This is a genomic window from Streptomyces sp. NPDC056144, from assembly GCF_042264145.1.
GTDB lineage: Bacteria > Actinomycetota > Actinomycetes > Streptomycetales > Streptomycetaceae > Streptomyces.
In genome coordinates, this window is sequence record NZ_JBHJVF010000009.1 from 237,446 (window position 1) to 254,359 (window position 16,914).

Annotated in this window: 16 protein-coding genes; 6 read left to right on the forward strand and 10 right to left on the reverse strand. The window is 73.8% G+C overall.

Going from position 1 to position 16,914, the window contains the following annotated elements:
• Positions 1 to 27 precede the first annotated feature (27 nt).
• Together rpmI and infC are read right to left on the reverse strand one after the other, a co-directional pair.
• Complete coding sequence (gene rpmI / locus ACFC0Z_RS26060) at positions 28 to 222, reverse strand: 50S ribosomal protein L35 (RefSeq protein ID WP_041128339.1); 195 nt, start codon at positions 220 to 222, stop codon at positions 28 to 30.
• 124 nt (positions 223 to 346) lie between these two features.
• Positions 347 to 1,009, reverse strand: a complete 663-nt coding sequence (gene infC, locus ACFC0Z_RS26065; RefSeq protein ID WP_376442517.1) for a translation initiation factor IF-3 — start codon at positions 1,007 to 1,009, stop codon at positions 347 to 349.
• A gap of 379 nt (positions 1,010 to 1,388) precedes the next feature.
• On the opposite strand from infC, the gene ACFC0Z_RS26070 reads away from it, so the two are divergent.
• Positions 1,389 to 1,766, forward strand: coding sequence for a DUF1844 domain-containing protein (locus tag ACFC0Z_RS26070; RefSeq protein ID WP_360810741.1), 378 nt, complete (start codon positions 1,389 to 1,391; stop codon positions 1,764 to 1,766).
• Between the two features lie 12 nt (positions 1,767 to 1,778).
• Here ACFC0Z_RS26070 and ACFC0Z_RS26075 read toward each other — a convergent pair whose 3' ends face one another.
• From ACFC0Z_RS26075 to ACFC0Z_RS26085, 3 genes are read right to left on the reverse strand one after another with little or no spacing between them, the layout of a single operon-like run.
• Positions 1,779 to 2,513, reverse strand: coding sequence for an SseB family protein (locus ACFC0Z_RS26075; RefSeq protein WP_376442449.1), 735 nt, complete (start codon positions 2,511 to 2,513; stop codon positions 1,779 to 1,781).
• A gap of 46 nt (positions 2,514 to 2,559) precedes the next feature.
• Positions 2,560 to 3,765, reverse strand: coding sequence for a type VII secretion-associated serine protease mycosin (mycP, locus tag ACFC0Z_RS26080; RefSeq protein WP_376442452.1), 1,206 nt, complete (start codon positions 3,763 to 3,765; stop codon positions 2,560 to 2,562).
• Positions 3,762 to 5,039 (reverse strand): hypothetical protein, encoded by a 1,278-nt coding sequence (locus ACFC0Z_RS26085; protein WP_376442455.1) that lies wholly within the window; start codon positions 5,037 to 5,039, stop codon positions 3,762 to 3,764. The genes mycP and ACFC0Z_RS26085 overlap by 4 nt, the downstream gene beginning before the upstream one ends.
• A gap of 123 nt (positions 5,040 to 5,162) precedes the next feature.
• Here ACFC0Z_RS26085 and ACFC0Z_RS26090 point away from each other — a divergent pair, with 123 nt between their 5' ends.
• Positions 5,163 to 6,365, forward strand: a complete 1,203-nt coding sequence (locus ACFC0Z_RS26090; protein WP_376442458.1) for an amino acid deaminase/aldolase — start codon at positions 5,163 to 5,165, stop codon at positions 6,363 to 6,365.
• Between the two features lie 12 nt (positions 6,366 to 6,377).
• On the opposite strand, the gene ACFC0Z_RS26095 is transcribed toward ACFC0Z_RS26090, so the two are convergent.
• The 3 genes from ACFC0Z_RS26095 to ACFC0Z_RS26105 are packed head-to-tail and all read right to left on the reverse strand — an operon-like array spanning position 6,378 to position 9,936.
• Positions 6,378 to 7,178 carry a 3-oxoacyl-ACP reductase gene (locus tag ACFC0Z_RS26095; RefSeq protein ID WP_376442460.1) on the reverse strand — a complete coding sequence of 267 codons (801 nt, stop codon included), beginning with the start codon at positions 7,176 to 7,178 and terminating at the stop codon, positions 6,378 to 6,380.
• A 6-nt stretch (positions 7,179 to 7,184) separates the two neighbouring features.
• On the reverse strand, positions 7,185 to 8,540 hold the full coding sequence (locus ACFC0Z_RS26100; RefSeq protein ID WP_376442462.1) for an aldehyde dehydrogenase family protein: 1,356 nt from the start codon (positions 8,538 to 8,540) through the stop codon (positions 7,185 to 7,187).
• Positions 8,541 to 8,571: 31 nt separating this feature from the next.
• A complete protein-coding gene (locus tag ACFC0Z_RS26105) occupies positions 8,572 to 9,936 on the reverse strand; it encodes a glutamine synthetase family protein (protein ID WP_376442465.1) in 1,365 nt (454 codons plus the stop codon).
• 89 nt (positions 9,937 to 10,025) lie between these two features.
• On the opposite strand from ACFC0Z_RS26105, the gene ACFC0Z_RS26110 reads away from it, so the two are divergent.
• Together ACFC0Z_RS26110 and ACFC0Z_RS26115 are read left to right on the forward strand one after the other, a co-directional pair.
• A complete protein-coding gene (locus ACFC0Z_RS26110; protein ID WP_376442468.1) occupies positions 10,026 to 10,781 on the forward strand; it encodes a FadR/GntR family transcriptional regulator in 756 nt (251 codons plus the stop codon).
• A gap of 115 nt (positions 10,782 to 10,896) precedes the next feature.
• Positions 10,897 to 11,586, forward strand: coding sequence for a gamma-glutamyl-gamma-aminobutyrate hydrolase family protein (locus tag ACFC0Z_RS26115; RefSeq protein WP_376442470.1), 690 nt, complete (start codon positions 10,897 to 10,899; stop codon positions 11,584 to 11,586).
• On the opposite strand, the gene ACFC0Z_RS26120 is transcribed toward ACFC0Z_RS26115, so the two are convergent.
• Together ACFC0Z_RS26120 and ACFC0Z_RS26125 are read right to left on the reverse strand one after the other, a co-directional pair.
• Entirely contained in the window at positions 11,581 to 12,738 is a 1,158-nt protein-coding gene (locus tag ACFC0Z_RS26120; RefSeq protein ID WP_376442474.1) for a C45 family autoproteolytic acyltransferase/hydolase, read from the reverse strand. The two genes, ACFC0Z_RS26115 and ACFC0Z_RS26120, sit on opposite strands and share 6 nt — an antisense overlap.
• Entirely contained in the window at positions 12,735 to 14,237 is a 1,503-nt protein-coding gene (locus ACFC0Z_RS26125) for a purine-cytosine permease family protein (RefSeq protein ID WP_376442477.1), read from the reverse strand. The genes ACFC0Z_RS26120 and ACFC0Z_RS26125 overlap by 4 nt, the downstream gene beginning before the upstream one ends.
• A gap of 125 nt (positions 14,238 to 14,362) precedes the next feature.
• Between ACFC0Z_RS26125 and ACFC0Z_RS26130 the strand changes: the two genes are divergently transcribed.
• Entirely contained in the window at positions 14,363 to 15,049 is a 687-nt protein-coding gene (locus ACFC0Z_RS26130; protein ID WP_376442480.1) for a TetR/AcrR family transcriptional regulator, read from the forward strand.
• An 83-nt stretch (positions 15,050 to 15,132) separates the two neighbouring features.
• A complete protein-coding gene (locus tag ACFC0Z_RS26135; RefSeq protein ID WP_376442483.1) occupies positions 15,133 to 16,761 on the forward strand; it encodes an amidohydrolase in 1,629 nt (542 codons plus the stop codon).
• The last annotated feature ends 153 nt before the right edge of the window (positions 16,762 to 16,914 follow it).

Below are 16,914 nucleotides of genomic sequence, written 5' to 3' on the forward strand. Positions count from 1 at the left end.
TCGTCAGCCGAGGGCGCGAGATCAAAATCAGATGCCCAGCATCTTCTTGATCTTGGCGCTGTCGCCGGGGGCCATCTCGGCGTTGCCGGTGAGGCGACGCGTCAGCTTGGACGACTTGTGCTCGAGCAGGTGGCGCTTGCCGGCGCGCTCGCGCAGGATCTTGCCGGAGCCGGTGACCTTGAAGCGCTTCTTGGCACCGGAGTGCGTCTTGTTCTTCGGCATCGCGCCGTATCTCCTCGTCAGTGGCGCTCCCGTCCGGTGCGGACACCGGACTTCCGGGAGCGTCAGTTCTTCGTTTGGTGGTTCCGGGCGGGTCCCGGGGCTGCCTGGATGGCAGCCCGTCGGGTCACGCCTCGGGGGTCTCGGCCGGAGCCTCGGGGGCCTCGACCTCGGCGGCCGCGGCCTCGGGGGCCTCGGCGGCCTCGTCGGAGGCGACACCCTGGCGCTCGGCCTTGCGGGCGGCCTGCGCCTCGCGAGCCTCGGCCATGGCCTCGGTCTTCTTCTTGTGCGGGCCGAGAACCATGATCATGTTCCGGCCGTCCTGCTTCGGGTTGGACTCGATGAAGCCAAGCTCCTCGACGTCCGACGCCAGCCGCTGAAGCAGCCGGAAACCAAGCTCGGGGCGGGACTGCTCACGACCACGGAACATGATCGTGATCTTGACCTTGTCGCCCTGCTTGAGGAACCGGACGACGTGACCCTTCTTGGTGTCGTAGTCGTGCGGGTCGATCTTCGGCCGGAGCTTCATCTCCTTGATGACCGTGTGCGCCTGGTTCTTGCGCGCCTCACGGGCCTTCATGGCCGACTCGTACTTGAACTTCCCGTAGTCCATGAGCTTGCACACGGGCGGACGGGCGTTCGCCGCGACCTCGACAAGGTCGAGGTCGTACTCCTGTGCGAGCTCCAGGGCCTTGGCAAGCGGAACAATCCCGACCTGCTCGCCGCTGGGTCCGACAAGTCGCACCTCGGGAACGCGAATCCTGTCGTTGATGCGGGGCTCGGCGCTGATGGATCCTCCTCGGTAGCACTACGCGACCGCCTGGCGGACGGACGCGCAACGTTTGTTCACTGAGACCAACCGCGCCGGAAAGCAGAAAAGCCCCGGACGGGACACAGGCGGGGCTCCACGGAAATACCGGAGCACCGCCGCGGTCAACCGCGGGGCGCACATCGGGCGGCTCCATCGTCCGTACGGAACGATGGTCGCCACCTGACCGGTGACCCGCCACCCGTAGGGTGGTCAGGTGGGAGTACGGAGCCTCCACTTGTGGGCCGGACACACAGATGCCCGGCCGGTCGTTGGTCACAGGTTAACAGGATTCGCCCCCCATACGCGAATGGGGACGGCGGCGACAGGGAGACGCGCCGATCGGCTTATCGTGTGAGGCATGAGCGAGACGCCCCAGAACGAGTCCGCGGACTCCCCCGAGAACCCCGACTTCGACGCCATGACCCGTGACATCGCGGAGGTCCCCGCCGTCGAGGTGATCGTGACGGTCGCCGTGAACCTGATGAGCGCCGCCGCGGTGAAGCTCGGGCTCACGGAGGACGGCGACAAGCACAAGGACCTCGACGAGGCCCGCAAGCTCGTGCACGCCCTCGCGGGTCTGCTCGACGCCGGCGCGACGGAGGTCTCCTCCTTCCACGCCGCTCCCCTGCGGGACGGCCTGAAGTCCCTCCAGCTCGCCTTCCGCGAGGCCTCCCTGATCCCGGACGAGCCGGGTCAGGGTCCGGGCGAGAAGTACACGGGACCCGTGTACGGCTAGTCGCCGGAAAAGCTAGGGCTTTACGTAGAAGGGCTCGCCCGGAGGGGTGGCCGAGGCCGGCAGCAGTGCCAGGTCGAGGCCCCGCACCAGGCGGGCCCTCAGTGTTTCGTCGGCGGCCAGGGCGCGGGCCACGCGCTGGGCGGCCTCCGCCGGGGCGGCGTCCCCGGCGAGGACCAGGGCGAGGGTGCCGTCGGCGGTGCCGGGGCCCAGGTGGGCGCGCAGGACGGCCGGCTCGGCGGCGACGGCCGCCCGTACCGCGTCCCGGACCGCCGGGTCGTCGAGCGGGTCGGCGCTGGACCGGCCCTCGGCGAGGGCGAGCAGCGCGGAACCGGTCACCTGGTACGGAACGGGTCCCGCCATGTCGAGGACGAGGGTGTCGGCCTTCTCGTGGACGAGGGCCGCGAGGGCCTGGTGGAGCGGGACGGCCACGGGGCGGGCCGCCGGGTCCCAGAGCGCCAGCGAGGCGATCGAGGTGAAGGCCGGCAGGGCGCGCCGGTCGCCGGCGGTCAGGGTGGGGACCGCCATGTCGCTGGTCTTCTCCTGCTTGAGCCCGGTCACCGGGTCGATCTCGACCTCGCCGAGGACGGCGACGACGGGGACGAGCAGCCGGGCGTCCTTGAGGGCTTCGAGGACCGGTCCGTGCGCGGTTCTGTCCTCCGCCCAGGCCGCGAGGGCCGCGGTGAGCCGCGGGTCGGCGGTGCCGTCGTCTTCGGAGAAACCGGGGTCCGGGATGTTCTTGAGCGCCACGCGTCGAGCCTAACGGGCGGTGGGGAGTGCCCTGCCCGTCGGGTCGTCAGCGGGCGCGCCGGGCGCGGTGGAGGGCGAGGGCGGCCAGCAGGAAAAGCGCGCCGAGGGCGCCCGCGGCGGGGGCGAGCAGGTCCAGGGGGCGGCTCTCCTCGACGGGCACGGTGGGGCCCTGGCCGAAGTACTGGCCCCGGTAGCCGGAGGTGGCGTTCTTCGGATCGCCGCCCTTGAGCTCCGCCCCGGCCTCGATCGCGGCGGCCGGGTCGACCGTCCCGTACCCCTTGGCGTCGCTGCGGCCGCCCTTCGGGCGGTTCCGCGCGGTGTCGACGAGGAGTCGCTTGACCTGCGCCGGGGTGAGGTCGGGGTGGGCGGAGCGGACGAGGGCGACGGCGCCGGAGACGAACGCGGCGGCGGCGCTGGTGCCCCAGCCCTCGTAGTACTTGCGGTCGGGGTCGGCGATGGCGATGTCGACTCCGGGGGCGCTCACGGTGGCGTACCAGCGGCGGGTGGAGAAGGAGGCGTGGGTGCCGTAGCGGTCGACGGCGGTGACGGCGATGACGCCGGGGTAGGCGGCCGGGTAGGAGATGTGGTCGCCCTTCTCGCCGCCGTTGCCCGCGGACGCGACGACGGAGACGCCCTTCGCGAGGGCGTACTGGACGGCGGCGTCCTCGCCCTCGTCGGGGTGGGCGGACTTGGAGTCGTCGCCGAGGGAGAGGTTGATGACGTCGGCGCCGTGGTCGGCGGCCCAGCGGATGCCCTGGGCGAGGGCGGTGCCGCGGGTCTTGCGGGCCTTGTCGCGGGCCTTGTCGGTGCCTTCGAGGATGACGCGTACGGGGAGGACGCGGGCGCCCGGGGCGATGCCGAGGACACCGCTCGCGTCGTCGGGGCCGTGGCCGTGCCCGGCGATGATCCCCGCCATGGCGGTGCCGTGCCGGGCCCAGGCGCGGTCTCCCGTCCCGGCGCCGAAGCCGATGAGGTCCTTGCCGGGGAGGACGGAACCGGCGAGGTCCGGGTGGTCGGCGTCGACGCCGGTGTCGAGGACGGCGACCGTGACGCCCTCGCCCTTCGTCGTACGCCAGGCCTCCGCCGTGTGCAGGGCCTCCAGGCCCCACTGGCGGTCACGGATGGTGTCGGCGTGGGCGGGGGCGGTGGTGGCGGGCAGGACGGAGAAGGCGGTGGCGAGGAGGACGGCGGCGGGCGCGCGGAGGGAGCGGCCCGGGCGGCCGGGTCGGGAGAGGCGGGCGGGGCGGGTCACCGGGCGGTCTCCTTCTCCTTCGCCGCGGCAGTGGCGGTCTTGCGGAGCAGCGCCGCCAGGCGCTCGGTGATGCCCCTGGCCTCGTGGCCCAGGCCGGACTGGGCGACGGCGTCGGTACGGCCGGCCGCCATGGCCCGGTCGGCGGGCTGCGGGCGGTCGACGACCCGGCCGTCGGCGAAGCCGGAGACGGCGGTGACGACGACCGGCAGGTCGGCGGGGGCGTTCAGCCACCAGCTCGCGCGCTGGCCCGCCCCGAACCGGGCGGCGACGGTGCCCGGGCCGGCGAGGGCCGGGGGAACGTCCGCGCCGAGACGACCGGTCAGTCCCGCGCCGAGGGTGGCCTGCGTGGCGGCGTCGGCGCGGGTGAACACGATCCCGACGGTGATCACGCTGCTGGCGGTGGCGTCGGTGTACGTGGCCCGCAGGACGCGCTCGCAGCCGAGCGGGGTCACGGCGGCGCGCAGGCCCGGGGCCAGGGCAGCGGGCGCACAGGGGGCGTCCGGGGCCACGACGATCCGCGTCCAGGTGCGGCCGGAGGCCCCGGGGCCGGCGTCGGGACCGGCGAGGGTACGGGGGAAGAGGGTGTCGACCGGCGCGTTGTGCCAGAGGTCCATCGCCTCGGTGTACCCCGGCGGCTCGGCGGGCTTCTCGGGCTCGGCGGACGTCAGCCACATCCCGGCGAGCGCCCCGCCGATGAGTCCGACGCCGAGGACGACGCAGGCGGTGACGGCGAACGTCCGCGCGGTACGGCGCTCGCGTCCGGATGCGGGCGGCGCGAACCCCTCGGCCGCGGGGCGGGCGATCCCGGGTGCGCCCGAGGGCGCCCGGATCACTCGGAGCTGTGCGGTGGTCTCGGCCGCGCCCGGCTCGGCTCCCGACCCGGCGGCGGCGCGTCCGCCGTCCCCGGCGAACGGGGGCGTCACGGCGCGCGCACCCCCGGCCTCCGGCCCTCCGGCCGAGCCCGCACCGCGAAGCGCCGAAGCACCGACCCCGGCGGGCCGGGCGACGGGAGGCCGCGCCGAGGACGCCGGCCCCACGGCACCGGAGGACGGCACCGCCGGACGGACGGCCTGGGGGCCGGGCAGCGCAGGCGTGCCGGACGCCATCGGCGCGGTGCCGGGCAGCGGCGGTGCCGGGCGGGCGGGCTCGGGGGCGGGCGCCGTCCCGGGGCGTGGTGGTGTCGTGGGGGGCGTGGGCGGCTGCTGGGGGCGGTGGGCCGGGGGCAGGAGCGCGTCCGTGATGCGGGACCCGGGGCGTGGGTGTTCCGCGGTCATCCCCGTTCCCCCGCTCGTGTCGACAATGCCCGTCACTCTACGGGCTGTTCTCCGCGTCACGGGACCCGGGCGGACACGCCTCGGGGGCTACCCACGCGTATACCTGTCTGGCAAGCTCGGGCCATGACTCCCCGCGCCGCTGACCGGGCCCGTTACGACCGCGCCACCGCCCACCTCGACGCCCCCGTGGCCATCGTCGATCTCCAGGCGTTCGACGACAACGCCGCGGATCTCGTCCGCCGGGCCGGCGGCAAGCCGATCCGGGTCGCGAGCAAGTCGGTGCGGTGCCGGGCCCTCCTGGAGCGCGTGCTCGCGCGGGAGGGGTTCGCCGGGATCATGTCGTTCACGCTCGACGAGTCGCTGTGGCTGGCCCGGGCCGGGTTCGAGGACGTGCTCCTCGCCTATCCGTCGGCCGACCGCTCCGGCTTCGCCGAGCTCGCGCGGGACCCGAAGCTCGCCGCCGCCGTGACCGTGATGGTCGACGACGTGGCGCAGCTGGAGCTGATCGACGCCGCCCGTGCCGGTGGGACCGAGGAGATCCGGATCTGTCTGGAGCTGGACACCTCGCTCCGGCTGCTCGGTGGCCGGATACGGGTCGGGGCGCGCCGCTCCCCGCTGCGCGAGCCCGCCGAGCTGGCCGAGCTGGCCCGTTCCGTGGTGCGGCGGCCGGGCTTCCGGCTCGTCGGGATCATGGCGTACGAGGGTCATGTCGCCGGTGTCGGCGACGCGGTCGCCGGCCGTCCGCTGCGTTCGCGCGCGATCCGGCTGATGCAGGCCGCCGCCCGCCGTGAGCTGGCCGAGCGCCGCGCGGCCGTCGTCAGGGCCGTACGGACGGTCGCTCCGGAGCTGGAGTTCGTGAACGGCGGCGGCACCGGCAGCGTGCAGCACACGGCCGCCGAGGACGCCGTGACCGAGATCGCGGCCGGGTCGGGCCTCTTCGTGCCGCGGCTCTTCGACAACTACACCTCGTTCACCGGCCGCCCGGCCGCGCTCTTCGCGCAGCCGGTGGTCCGGCGCCCGGGTGTGGGGGTCGTGACGGTCCTCGGCGGCGGGTACCCCGCCTCCGGTGCCGCCGGTGCCGACCGGCTGCCCGTCCCGTACCTGCCGGAGGGGCTGCGGTACGACCCCCAGGAGGGGCCCGGCGAGGTGCAGACCCCGCTGCTCGGCTCCCCCGCCGACGACCTGCGGATCGGCGACAAGGTGTGGTTCCGGCACGCGAAGGCCGGTGAGCTGTGCGAGCGGTTCGAGAATCTGCACCTCGTCGAGGGCGATCGCGTCACGGCGACCGTGCCCACGTACCGGGGTGAGGGGCGGACCTTCCTCTAGCCCCTCGGAGGCCTACAGCGGGGTCACGTACGCGCCCGAGATCCCGCCGTCCACGACGAAGTCCGCCGCGTTCACGAACGAGGAGTCGTCGCTCGCCAGGAAGGCGACGGCGGCGGCGATCTCCTCGGCCTCGGCGAAGCGGCCCACCGGGATGTGGACGAGGCGGCGCGCGGCCCGCTCCGGGTCCTTGGCGAAGAGCTCCTGGAGCAGCGGCGTGTTGACCGGGCCCGGGCAGAGCGCGTTGACGCGGATGCCCTCGCGGGCGAACTGGACGCCGAGCTCGCGGGACATGGCGAGGACGCCGCCCTTGGAGGCGGTGTACGAGATCTGGCTGGTGGCCGCGCCCATGAGGGCGACGAACGAGGCCGTGTTGATGATCGAGCCCTTGCCCTGGCGGCGCATGTACGGCAGGGCGGCCTTGCAGCAGAGGTAGACCGAGGTCAGGTTGACGTCCTGGACGCGCTTCCAGGCCTCCAGGCCGGTCTCCAGGATGGAGTCGTCGTCCGGCGGCGAGATGCCGGCGTTGTTGAAGGCGATGTCCACGGAGCCGTACGTCTCGAAGGCGGTGCGGAAGAGCGCCTCGACCTCGTCCGGGTCGGTGACGTCGACGCGGACGAAGGTGCCGCCGACCTCCTCGGCGGCGGCCTTCCCGGCCCGCTCGTCGATGTCGCCGCAGACGACGTTCGCGCCCTCGGAGGCGAGCCGGCGGGCGGTGGCGAGGCCGATGCCGCTGCCGGCGCCGGTGATGACGGCGGTGCGGCCGACGAGGCGGCGGCAGATGTTCTCATCGGTGCTGGTGCTGGTGCTGGTCATGGGTGCTCAGGCCTCCGTGCTGATGAAGACGTTCTTGGTCTCGGTGAAAGCGGTGAGGGCGTCGGGGCCGAGCTCGCGGCCGAGGCCCGACTGGCGGAAGCCGCCGAACGGGGTCCAGTAGCGGACGCTGGAGTGGGAGTTGACGGAGAGGTTGCCGGCGCGGACGGAACGGGCGGCGCGCAGGGCGCGGCCGACGTCCCGGGTCCAGATCGAGCCGGAGAGGCCGTACTCGGTGGCGTTGGCGAGGCGGATCGCGTCGGCCTCGTCCTCGAAGGGGAGGACGACGGCGACGGGGCCGAAGATCTCCTCGACGGCGCAGGGGGCGTCCTCGGGCACGTCGGTGAGGACGGTCGGGGGGAACCAGAAGCCGGGGCCTTCGGGGGCCTTGCCGCGGAGGGCGGGGAGGCCCTCGGGGACGTACGCGCGGACGCGGTCGAGCTGTGCGCGGGAGATGAGCGGGCCCATCTGGGTGCGCTCGTCGAGCGGGTCGCCGACGACGATCTCCTCGATCGCCGGGGCGAGGAGTCCGAGGAAGCGGTCGTACGCGCTCCGCTGGACGAGGATCCGCGTGCGGGCGCAACAGTCCTGGCCGCTGTTGTCGAGGAAGGACATCGGAGCCGCGGCGGCCGCCGCTTCGAGGTCGGCGTCGGCGAAGACGATGTTGGGGCTCTTGCCGCCGAGTTCGAGGGTGAGCCGCTTCACCTGGTCGGCGCACTTGGCCATGATCGCCTTGCCGACGCGGGTGGAGCCGGTGAAGACGATCTTCGCGACGCCGGGGTGTTCGACGAGGGCGTTGCCCGCGACGGGGCCGGTGCCCGGGAGGACCTGGAAGAGGCCCTCGGGGAGGCCGGCTTCGAGGGCCAGTTCGGCGAGGCGCAGGGCGGTGAGCGGGGTGGTCTCGGCGGGCTTGAGCACGACGGCGTTGCCCGCGGCGAGGGCGGGGGCGGTGGCCCAGGCGGCGATCGGCAGGGGGAAGTTCCAGGGGGCGATGACGCCGACGACCCCGAGGGGTTCGAGGATCGTGACGTCGAGGCCGCCGGCCACCGGGATCTGGCGGCCGTTCAGGCGCTCGACTCCCCCGGCGGCGAAGTCGAGCAGGTCGCGGACGTTCCCGGCCTCCCAGCGGGCGTTGCCGATCGTGTGGCCGGCCTCGCGGACCTCCAGGAGGGCGAGCTCCTCGACGTGCGCGTCGACGACGGAGGCGAAGCGGCGGAGGATCCGGGCCCGGTCGGCGGGGGCCGCGGTGGCCCAGCCGCGCTGCGCGGCGGCGGCCCGTGCCACGGCGGCGTCGACGTCGGCGGGGGTGGCGGCGGGGACGGTGGCGACCAGCTCCTCCGTCGCCGGGTTCAGTACCTGGAGCAACTCGTTCCTCTCGGAGGCGGTTCGGGGCGGTTCAGTGGCGTTCGAAGGAGCGGCGCAGTTCCCAGTCGGTGACGGCGGCCTCGAAGGCGGCGAGCTCGACGCGGGCCATGTTCCGGTAGTGGGCGACGACCTCCGCCCCGAAGGCGGCCTTGGCGATCTCGCTGGTCTCCCAGAGCTCGGCGGCCTCGCGGAGGGTCGTGGGGACGTGCGCGTAGTCGCCGGTGTAGGCGTTCCCGGTGCAGGGCGGCGGGAGTTCGAGGCGCTGCTCGATCCCGTGCAGACCCGCGGCGATCAGGCCCGCGACGGCGAGGTAGGGGTTGACGTCGCCGCCGGGGACGCGGTTCTCGAAGCGGGTGGAGCGGCCGTGGCCGACGATCCGCAGCGCGCAGGTGCGGTTGTCGTGGCCCCAGGCGACGGCGGTGGGGGCGAAGGAGCCGGGCTGGAACCGCTTGTACGAGTTGATGTTGGGCGCGTAGAGGAGGGAGAAGTCGCGGAGGGCGGCGAGCTGTCCGGCGAGGAAGTGGCGCATGGTCTCGGACATTCCGTGCGCGTCGTCGCCCGCCATCACGTTCCGCCCGTCCGCGTCCTGGAGGGAGAGGTGGATGTGGCAGGAGTTGCCCTCGCGCTCGTTGTACTTCGCCATGAAGGTGAGCGAGCAGCCCTCCTGGGCGGCGATCTCCTTGGCACCGGTCTTGTAGACGGCGTGCTGGTCGCAGGTGACGAGGGCCTCGTCGTACTTGAAGGCGATCTCGTGCTGACCGGGGTTGCACTCGCCCTTGGCGGACTCGACGGTGAGTCCGGCGCCGGTCATCTCGTTGCGGATGCGGCGCAGGAGGGGTTCGACGCGGGCGGAGCCGAGGACGGAGTAGTCGACGTTGTACTGGTTGGCGGGGGTGAGGCCGCGGTAGCCGGCGTCCCAGGCCCGCTCGTAGGTGTCCTTGAAGACGATGAACTCCAGCTCGGTGCCGACGTGGGCGGTGAGCCCGAGTTCGGCGAGGCGCTCCAGCTGGCGGCGGAGGATCTGGCGCGGGGCCGCGACGACGGGGGCGCCGTCGCCCCAGGCGAGGTCGGCGGTCACCATGGCGGTGCCCTCGTTCCAGGGAACGCGGCGGAGGGTGGTGAGGTCGGGGTGCATGGCGAAGTCGCCGTAGCCGCGCTCCCAGGAGGACATCTCGTATCCGTCGACCGTGTTCATCTCGGTGTCGACGGCGAGGAGGTAGTTGCAGCCCTCGGTGCCGTGGGCGAGGACCTCGTCCACGAAGAAGGGGGCCGCGAACCGCTTGCCCTGGAGTCGTCCCTGCATGTCGGGGAAGGCCAGGACGACGGTGTCGATCTCTCCGCTCGTGACGAGGGCGCGCAGCTCCTCGACGGTGAGCGGGGGTGTGCGGTCTGCCACGGGATTGCTCCTCTTTCGGCCTGCCGGAAGCCCTAAGGTATTGCGGAGGACCATTGCTTGGGAAGCGATCAGGGAAGGAAAGCGCGAACATGTCCCGTACGAGTGAACCGGTCGAACCGACCGAACCGGCCGGAACGGCCGACCGGTTGACGCCCGTGCTGCGGCCGGTGCGGGCGGGCAACGGCTTCGAGGAGGCCCTGGAGCAGATCCTCCGGGTCATACGGCTCGGCCTCGTACCGGGCGGGGAGCGGCTGCCGGCCGAGCGGGAGCTCGCCGAGCGGCTCGGCGTCAGCCGGGTGACGCTGCGCGAGGTCCTCAAGGTCCTCCAGGACCAGGGGCTGGTGGAGAGCAGGCGCGGCCGGTACGGCGGGACGTTCGTGCTGGCCCGCGCGCAGCGGGCCGACGAGGACGAACTGCGGCGCCGGATCGCCTCGGTCGACGTGGAGGACACCCTGCGCTTCCGGGAGGTCCTGGAGGTCGGCGCGGCCGGGCTGTGCGCGGCGCACGGGCTCGACGCCGCCGGGACGGAGCGGCTGCGGGCCGCGGTGACGGCGACCCACGACGCGCCGCTGGCCGACTACCGCCGCCAGGACACCCTGCTCCACCTCACGCTGGCCGAGCTCTCGGGATCGCCGACGCTGACCGCGCAGTACGCCGCCGTCCGCGCGACGGTGAACGAACTCCTGGACTGCATCCCGCTCCTCGTACGGAATCTGGAGCACTCCCAGCACCAGCACACGGCGCTCGCGGAGGCGGTCCTCGACGGGGACGCGGACGCGGCGCGCGAGGTGATGCGGGAGCACTGCGCGGGGACGGCGGCGCTGCTGAGGGGCTTCCTGGCCTGAGGCGGGGGCCGGTGCGGCGGGTCACCCGGGTGCGGGCGGGGACTTGCGCGCGGCCCGCCTCCCGACGTAAAGGTATGGCCGTAATCCATTGGATGGGCTCTTGGGGAGGCATCGCGTGTCCAAGCCGCTGATCGGCGTGACGACCTATCTGGACCAGGCGCGTTGGGGCGTGTGGGACACCGAGGCCGCGCTGCTCCCCGCGCAGTACCCGCGTCTCGTCCGGGAGGCCGGGGGGCTCGCCGTGATGCTGCCGCCCGACGAGCCGTCGGCCGCCGCGGAGGTCGTGGCGCGGCTCGACGGTCTCGTCGTCGCGGGCGGCGCGGACGTGGAGCCCGTACGGTACGGGGCCGAGACCGACCCGCGTACCGGCCCGCCGGCCAGGGCGCGGGACTCCTGGGAGCTGGCCCTGATCGATGCGGCGATCGCCTCCGGCACCCCCCTCCTCGGCATCTGCCGGGGGATGCAGCTCCTGAACGTGGCCCTCGGCGGGACGCTGGTCCAGCACCTCGACGGGCACACCGGGGGCGCCGCCGGGGTCTTCGGGCGGCACGCGGTGAAGCCGGTGCCGGGGAGCCTGTACGCGGACCTCGTTCCCGAACTCGCCGAGGTGCCGACCTACCACCACCAGGCCGTGGACCGGCTCGGCGCGGGGCTCGCGGCCACGGCGCACGCGGAGGACGGCACGGTGGAGGCGGTCGAACTGGCCGCCCCGGCCTGGGTCCTCGGGGTGCAGTGGCACCCGGAGATGGGCGAGGACCCGCGCGTGATGCGCGGTCTCGTCGGGGCGGCGGCGCGTCTCCTATGACGGGGGCGCGAGGCGGGTCCGGGTCGACGGAGGCGTGAGGCGGGCCCGGGTCGACGGAGGCGTGAGGCGGGTCCAGGTCGACGGGGTCGCCGAGCACGGCCCCCCGTCGTGGACCGCCAGGCTCCGCGCCGCCGGGTCGACGGCGACGGTGGCGAGCGTCGCCCACCGGCTGCCGAGCCTCCCGTCGGCCGGGGCGTGACAGCACACCTCGGCGCCGTCCTCCTGGTGGGCGGCGAGCAGTCCGGCGAGCGCCTCCGGGTCGAACGGTCCCGCCGCGGCCGACCGCGCGCCGACCCGGGCCGTCAGGAGGCGGTGCCGGTCGTACGTCTCCGGCTCCCGGCGCCCGCGCAGTTCGCCGGCGGCGAGGGCGGGGTCCAGGAAGTGGTTCGTGCGGACGAGCCGCCCCCGCTCGTCGGGGGCGACGACCGCCGAGCCGCCGGGGGCGAGCTCGACGGAGGCGGCGCGGTCCGCCGTCACCACGGTGATCACGGTGGACGCCGAGACGGGCGCGCCGGTGAGGATGCCGACGGCCTCCGCGAACGACCCGGCCGTGCCGAGCACCTGACGGGCCACGAGGTGGACCGGGACACCGGTGGCGGCGTCGTCGGTGTGGCCGAGGATGTTGAAGAGGACGCCCACGCCCGCGTCGTTGACGCCGATCTTCGCGAGGATGCCGTGCTCCGTGATGCCGGCGAAGGCCCGGAGGTCGCCGCCGACGGTCTGCGGGTGCCAGGCGTCGGCGAGTTCCTCGTGCCAGTCCCAGCACTGGCCGCCGAGGGCGGGCCCCGCAGCGGTGTCGACGAGCGTGGAGCACTCCCCCGCCCGGGGCGCTCCGGCCTCGGCGAGGATCTCGGTACGGGCGTTGAGCGCGGCGATCGTGGTGAACGGCACCCCGGCCCCCTCGGCGACCCCCTCCATCTCCTCGACGAGGTCGGGCGCCCAGGCGCGGGTGGCCTCGACGGTACGGAGGGCGAGGCGGGACACGTGGGCGGGGTCCGGGTCCCGGCCGTTCGCCGCCGCGACGGTCGCGAAGAGCTCCTCGTACACGCCCCAGGCACACCGGATCCCCTCGCGGGCCTGGCGGCCGCGGTCCTCGCCTCGCTTCCTCGGGGAGTCCCCGGCGATCCGGAGGACCGTGCGCGGGGCGTTCACGCCGCCTCCTTCGCGGCTTCGGCGGCGGCGCGGACGGTGGGGTCGCGGCGCATGAGGAGGGCGTAGAGGGTCGCGGCGACCGTCATGCCGACGGGGAGGGAGAGGTCGACGCCGTCGAGGGCGGTGGCGATCGGTCCCGTGTAGAGGGTGTTGGCGCAGAGGGCGGCCGAGGCGGTGCCCGTGAGGAGGGCGAGGGCGCCGGCGAGGTTGACGCCGCCGGTGTACCAGAAGGGGCCGCCGGGGGTCTCGTCGGAGAGCGCGCGGCCGTCGTAGCGGCAGCGGCGCAGGACGATGTCGGTGGCGTAGACGGCCATGAGGGGGCCGGTCAGGACCACGATCACCTGGAGCGCGTTGCTGACGGTGTCGAGGAAGTTCGAGACGAACAGGCCGTAGAGGGTGAGGGCCACGGCGACGGCGCCGTCGAAGAGGACGCTGACGGTACGGCGGATGCGCAGGCCGACGGCCTGGAGGGCGAGTCCGGCGCTGTACGCGGTCAGGGCGTTGAGGGAGATCGTGCCGAGGACGAGCGCGAGCAGGAAGAACGGGGTGAACCAGCCGGGCAGGATGGTCTGGAGGGCGCTCTGCGGGTCGGTCATGTCGACGGCGGTCGCGGCGAAGGCGCCGAGCGAGCAGACGATGACGCTGGGCAGGAAGGCGCCGAAGGCGGTCCAGCCGGTGATCGCCTTCTTCGAGGCCGTGCGGGGCAGGTAGCGGGAGAAGTCGGCGCTCGTCGTGTACGAGAGCGGGCCCGACGCGATCATCGTGGTGCCCGCGATGAGGACGGCCCAGAGGTCGATGCCGGTGAGGCGTTCGGCGGGGGCGTACGCGAAGTCGGCGTGCTTCATGACGAAGAGCGCGACGACGGTGAAGACGCCGCCGAGGGCGAGGGTGATCGGCAGGTACAGCTTGATGATCAGGCCGTGCCCGTAGACGCTGATGACGAGGGTGAGCGCGGCGATCACGACGATCACGGCGACCTTGACCGGGGTGGTCGCGCTGATGCCGGTCTTCTCGACGAGCGCGAAGGCGGCGGTCGCGGCGGCGGCCAGGTTGAGCGCGAAGTAGCAGACGGAGACGAGCCAGCCGCCGATCGCGTTGTTCACGCGGTTGCCGAGGACGCCGTAGAGAGCCCGGGTGATCACCTCGCTGGGGGCTCCGGCGGCCGGGCCCGAGGTGGCGAGCAGACCGGTGAACACCCAGAACAGGTTGCCGATGACGATCACGGCCACGGCCTGCCAGAGGGTGAGGCCCATGAGCACGAGGGCGCCGCCGATGACCAGGCTGAGGTAGTTGACGTTGGCGGCGGCCCAGACGGAGAAGAGCTCGCGGGGGTGCCCGTGGCGCTCGCTGTCGGGGATGTGGTCGATGCCGTGGGCCTCGACGCGGGTGGGCCGGTCGGCGGCGAGGGCCTTGTCGGAGGCCGAAGGGGTGGTGTGCGGGCCCTCTGTGGGCTCGGGTCCTCTGGAATGCGGCAGGGGGTCGGGAATCGTGGAAGCCATGCGGCCCTCCGGGTGCGGGTTCCGGTGCGGGATCCGGGTGCGGTTGATGCCCCTCAGGTGTCCGGTCGCCGACCGCCGTGCCCACCTGGTTGCTTATTGGTCGCACACTCAATAGCATCCGCCACATGTCGTCAAGCGTTGAGCGCAAGCGAGTTCGGAAATCCCCCGAGGCCCGGCGGGCCGAGATCGTGGAGGCCGCGGCCCGGGTCGCCCTCACCGAAGGGCTCGAATGCGTGACCCTCCGGCGGATCGCCGACGAGCTCGCCGTCAGGCCCGGCCTGATCAGCCACTACTTCCCCTCGGCGGAGGAACTCGTCGCCGAGGCGTTCGGCGTCGCCGCGACCGGCGAGCTCGACACCCTGCTCCCGGCGGAACGCCCGCACGGCACGCCGACCCAGTACCTCGCGCGCTACTTCGCCCTCTCGGAGGGCGACGCGTACGACGACATCAGCCGTCTCTGGATCAACGCACGGCACCTCAGCCGCTACCGCCCCGTCCTCCGCGACCGCGTCGCCGAACAGGAACGAACCAACGACGACCGCCTGGAGGACCTCATCCGCGAGGGCGTCGCACGGGGCGAGTTCCGCACGGACGACCCGCGCGCGGCCGGCATCCACATCCTCGTGGTCCTCGACGGCCTCGGCGTCCACGCGAACACGGACCACAGCAACCGGCCGGAGTCGGTCAGACGAATGGCGGTGACCATGGCGGAACGGGTGCTGGGGCTGGCGGACGGGGCGCTGACGGGGGTGGAACCGCCGTCGATACCGGAGGCGACGGAGACGCCCGACCCGTCGGTCGAACCGGCCTAGAACCCTCTCTCCCTGTCCCGTACCCCAAGCCCCCTGTCCGACCCTCCGGCTTCCTGCCTGCTCAACCCTCCCTTGGAGCCCTCGTGCGCACCCGTCTCGTCCTGCTCTCCGCCCGTCTGCTCGACCCCGACACGGGAGCGTTCCTGCCGTATACCGCGCTCGCCGTGTCCGAAGAGGGCCGGATCGCCGCCCTCGGTGACGACGCCGAGATCCGCGCGCTCGCCGGTCCCGGCACGACGGTCGTCGACCTCAAGGGCGCCGTCGTGACCCCCGGTCTCGTCGACGGTCACCTCCACCCCGTCTCCGGCGCCGAGCTGAGCGCCGGTCTCGACCTGTCGGGCTGCGCGGACGTCGAGGACGTACGAGAGGCGCTGGCCCGGGAGGTGCGCCGCCTCCGGCGCGGGGAGTGGCTGTTCGCATGGGGGCTCGACCCGAACGTGTTCGGGGACCGGCCGGTGGGCACCGCGCCGTTCGACTCCGTACTCGACGGGGTGCCGGCGTTCCTGCTGCTCTTCGACGCGCACTCGGCGCTGGCGAGCCGCCGGGCGCTCGAACTGGCCGGGATCGACGGACCGCGGACGTTCGCGCAGGCGTCGGCGGAGGTCGTCTGCGACGCGGACGGGCGGCCGACGGGCCTGCTCCTGGAAGACGCGGCCTGCGAGCTCGTCGAGCGGATCGCGCCGAAGCCGACGCCCGAGGAGCGCCGGGAGGGGCTCGCGGCGGCGCTGCGCGGGATGGCGGCGGCCGGGCTCACCGGCGGGCACGCGATGGACGCGAACGGCGAGAGCCTCGCGCTGTACGAGGAGCTGGACGCGGCCGGTGAGCTGCCACTGCGCCTGCGGGTGGCGCCGTGGTGCCAGCCGGGCACGGACGCGGACGGCGTGCGGGCGCTGATCGAGCAGCAGGGCAGGGGCGGCGCGCTGTGGCGGGTCGCGGGCGTGAAGCTGTTCATGGACGGGACGATCGACAACGGGACGGCGTGGCTCGAACGGCCCGACTGCCACGGGGAGTCGACGCACGCGTTCTGGCCGGATCCCGCCGCCTACACGCACATCATCGGGGAACTGCACCGGGCGGGCGTGCCGACGGCGACGCACGCGATCGGTGACGCGGCGGTACGGCACGTGCTCGACTCCGTCGAGAAGGCGCAGTCGGCCGGTGCGGCAGGGGTACGTCATCGGGTGGAGCACATCGAGACGGTGCCGGATGACACGCTGCGGCGGTTCGCGGAGCTCGGTGTGGTGGCGTCGATGCAGCCGACGCACTGCTGCGACTTCACGCGGGCGGACCACACGGACAACTGGTCCCGCCGCCTCGGCGAGGAGCGGGCGTCGCGGGCGTGGCGCTGCCGGGACCTGGTGGACTCCGGGGCGACGGTCGTCCTCGGCTCGGACTGGCCGATCGCGCCGTTCCCCCCGCTCGGGGTGATGGCCGGGGCGCGCCACCGTCGCCCGAGCCGCGACCTGGCGCAGGCGCCGCACGGGCCGGAGCAGGCGCTCACGGCGCTTGAGTCGCTGCGGGGGATGACGACGGGGGCGGCGTACGCGGCGGGCGAGGAGCGGGAGGCGGGCCGGATCGCGCTCGGCTACCGCGCGGACCTCACGGCGCTGGGAGCCGATCCCCTGACGACCGCGCCGACGGAACTGCCGGACGTCCCGGTCCGGCTGACGACGGTGGACGGGCGGGTCACGTTCCGCGCGACGGACGTCTGACGGGGGTGGGGGCGGGGTGGGGCGGGGCGCCTGCGGCGGGCCTCCACCCCCCCCCCCCCCCTGCCGCAACCGCGGGGCGGGCCCCGGCCCCCCGGGGCCCCACCCCCGGGGGGGGGGGTGAAACGGGGGGCGGCCCCCCGCCCCCCCCCGCGC

Coding starts and splice junctions, on each gene's coding strand:
- ACFC0Z_RS26125 (WP_376442477.1), bottom strand. CDS start 14,237: ATGGCTTCCACGATTCCCGACCCCCTGCCGCATTCCAGAGGACCCGAG.
- ACFC0Z_RS26095 (WP_376442460.1), bottom strand. CDS start 7,178: ATGACCAGCACCAGCACCAGCACCGATGAGAACATCTGCCGCCGCCTC.
- ACFC0Z_RS26130 (WP_376442480.1), top strand. CDS start 14,363: ATGTCGTCAAGCGTTGAGCGCAAGCGAGTTCGGAAATCCCCCGAGGCC.
- rpmI (WP_041128339.1), bottom strand. CDS start 222: ATGCCGAAGAACAAGACGCACTCCGGTGCCAAGAAGCGCTTCAAGGTC.
- ACFC0Z_RS26110 (WP_376442468.1), top strand. CDS start 10,026: ATGTCCCGTACGAGTGAACCGGTCGAACCGACCGAACCGGCCGGAACG.
- ACFC0Z_RS26070 (WP_360810741.1), top strand. CDS start 1,389: ATGAGCGAGACGCCCCAGAACGAGTCCGCGGACTCCCCCGAGAACCCC.
- ACFC0Z_RS26090 (WP_376442458.1), top strand. CDS start 5,163: ATGACTCCCCGCGCCGCTGACCGGGCCCGTTACGACCGCGCCACCGCC.
- ACFC0Z_RS26085 (WP_376442455.1), bottom strand. CDS start 5,039: ATGACCGCGGAACACCCACGCCCCGGGTCCCGCATCACGGACGCGCTC.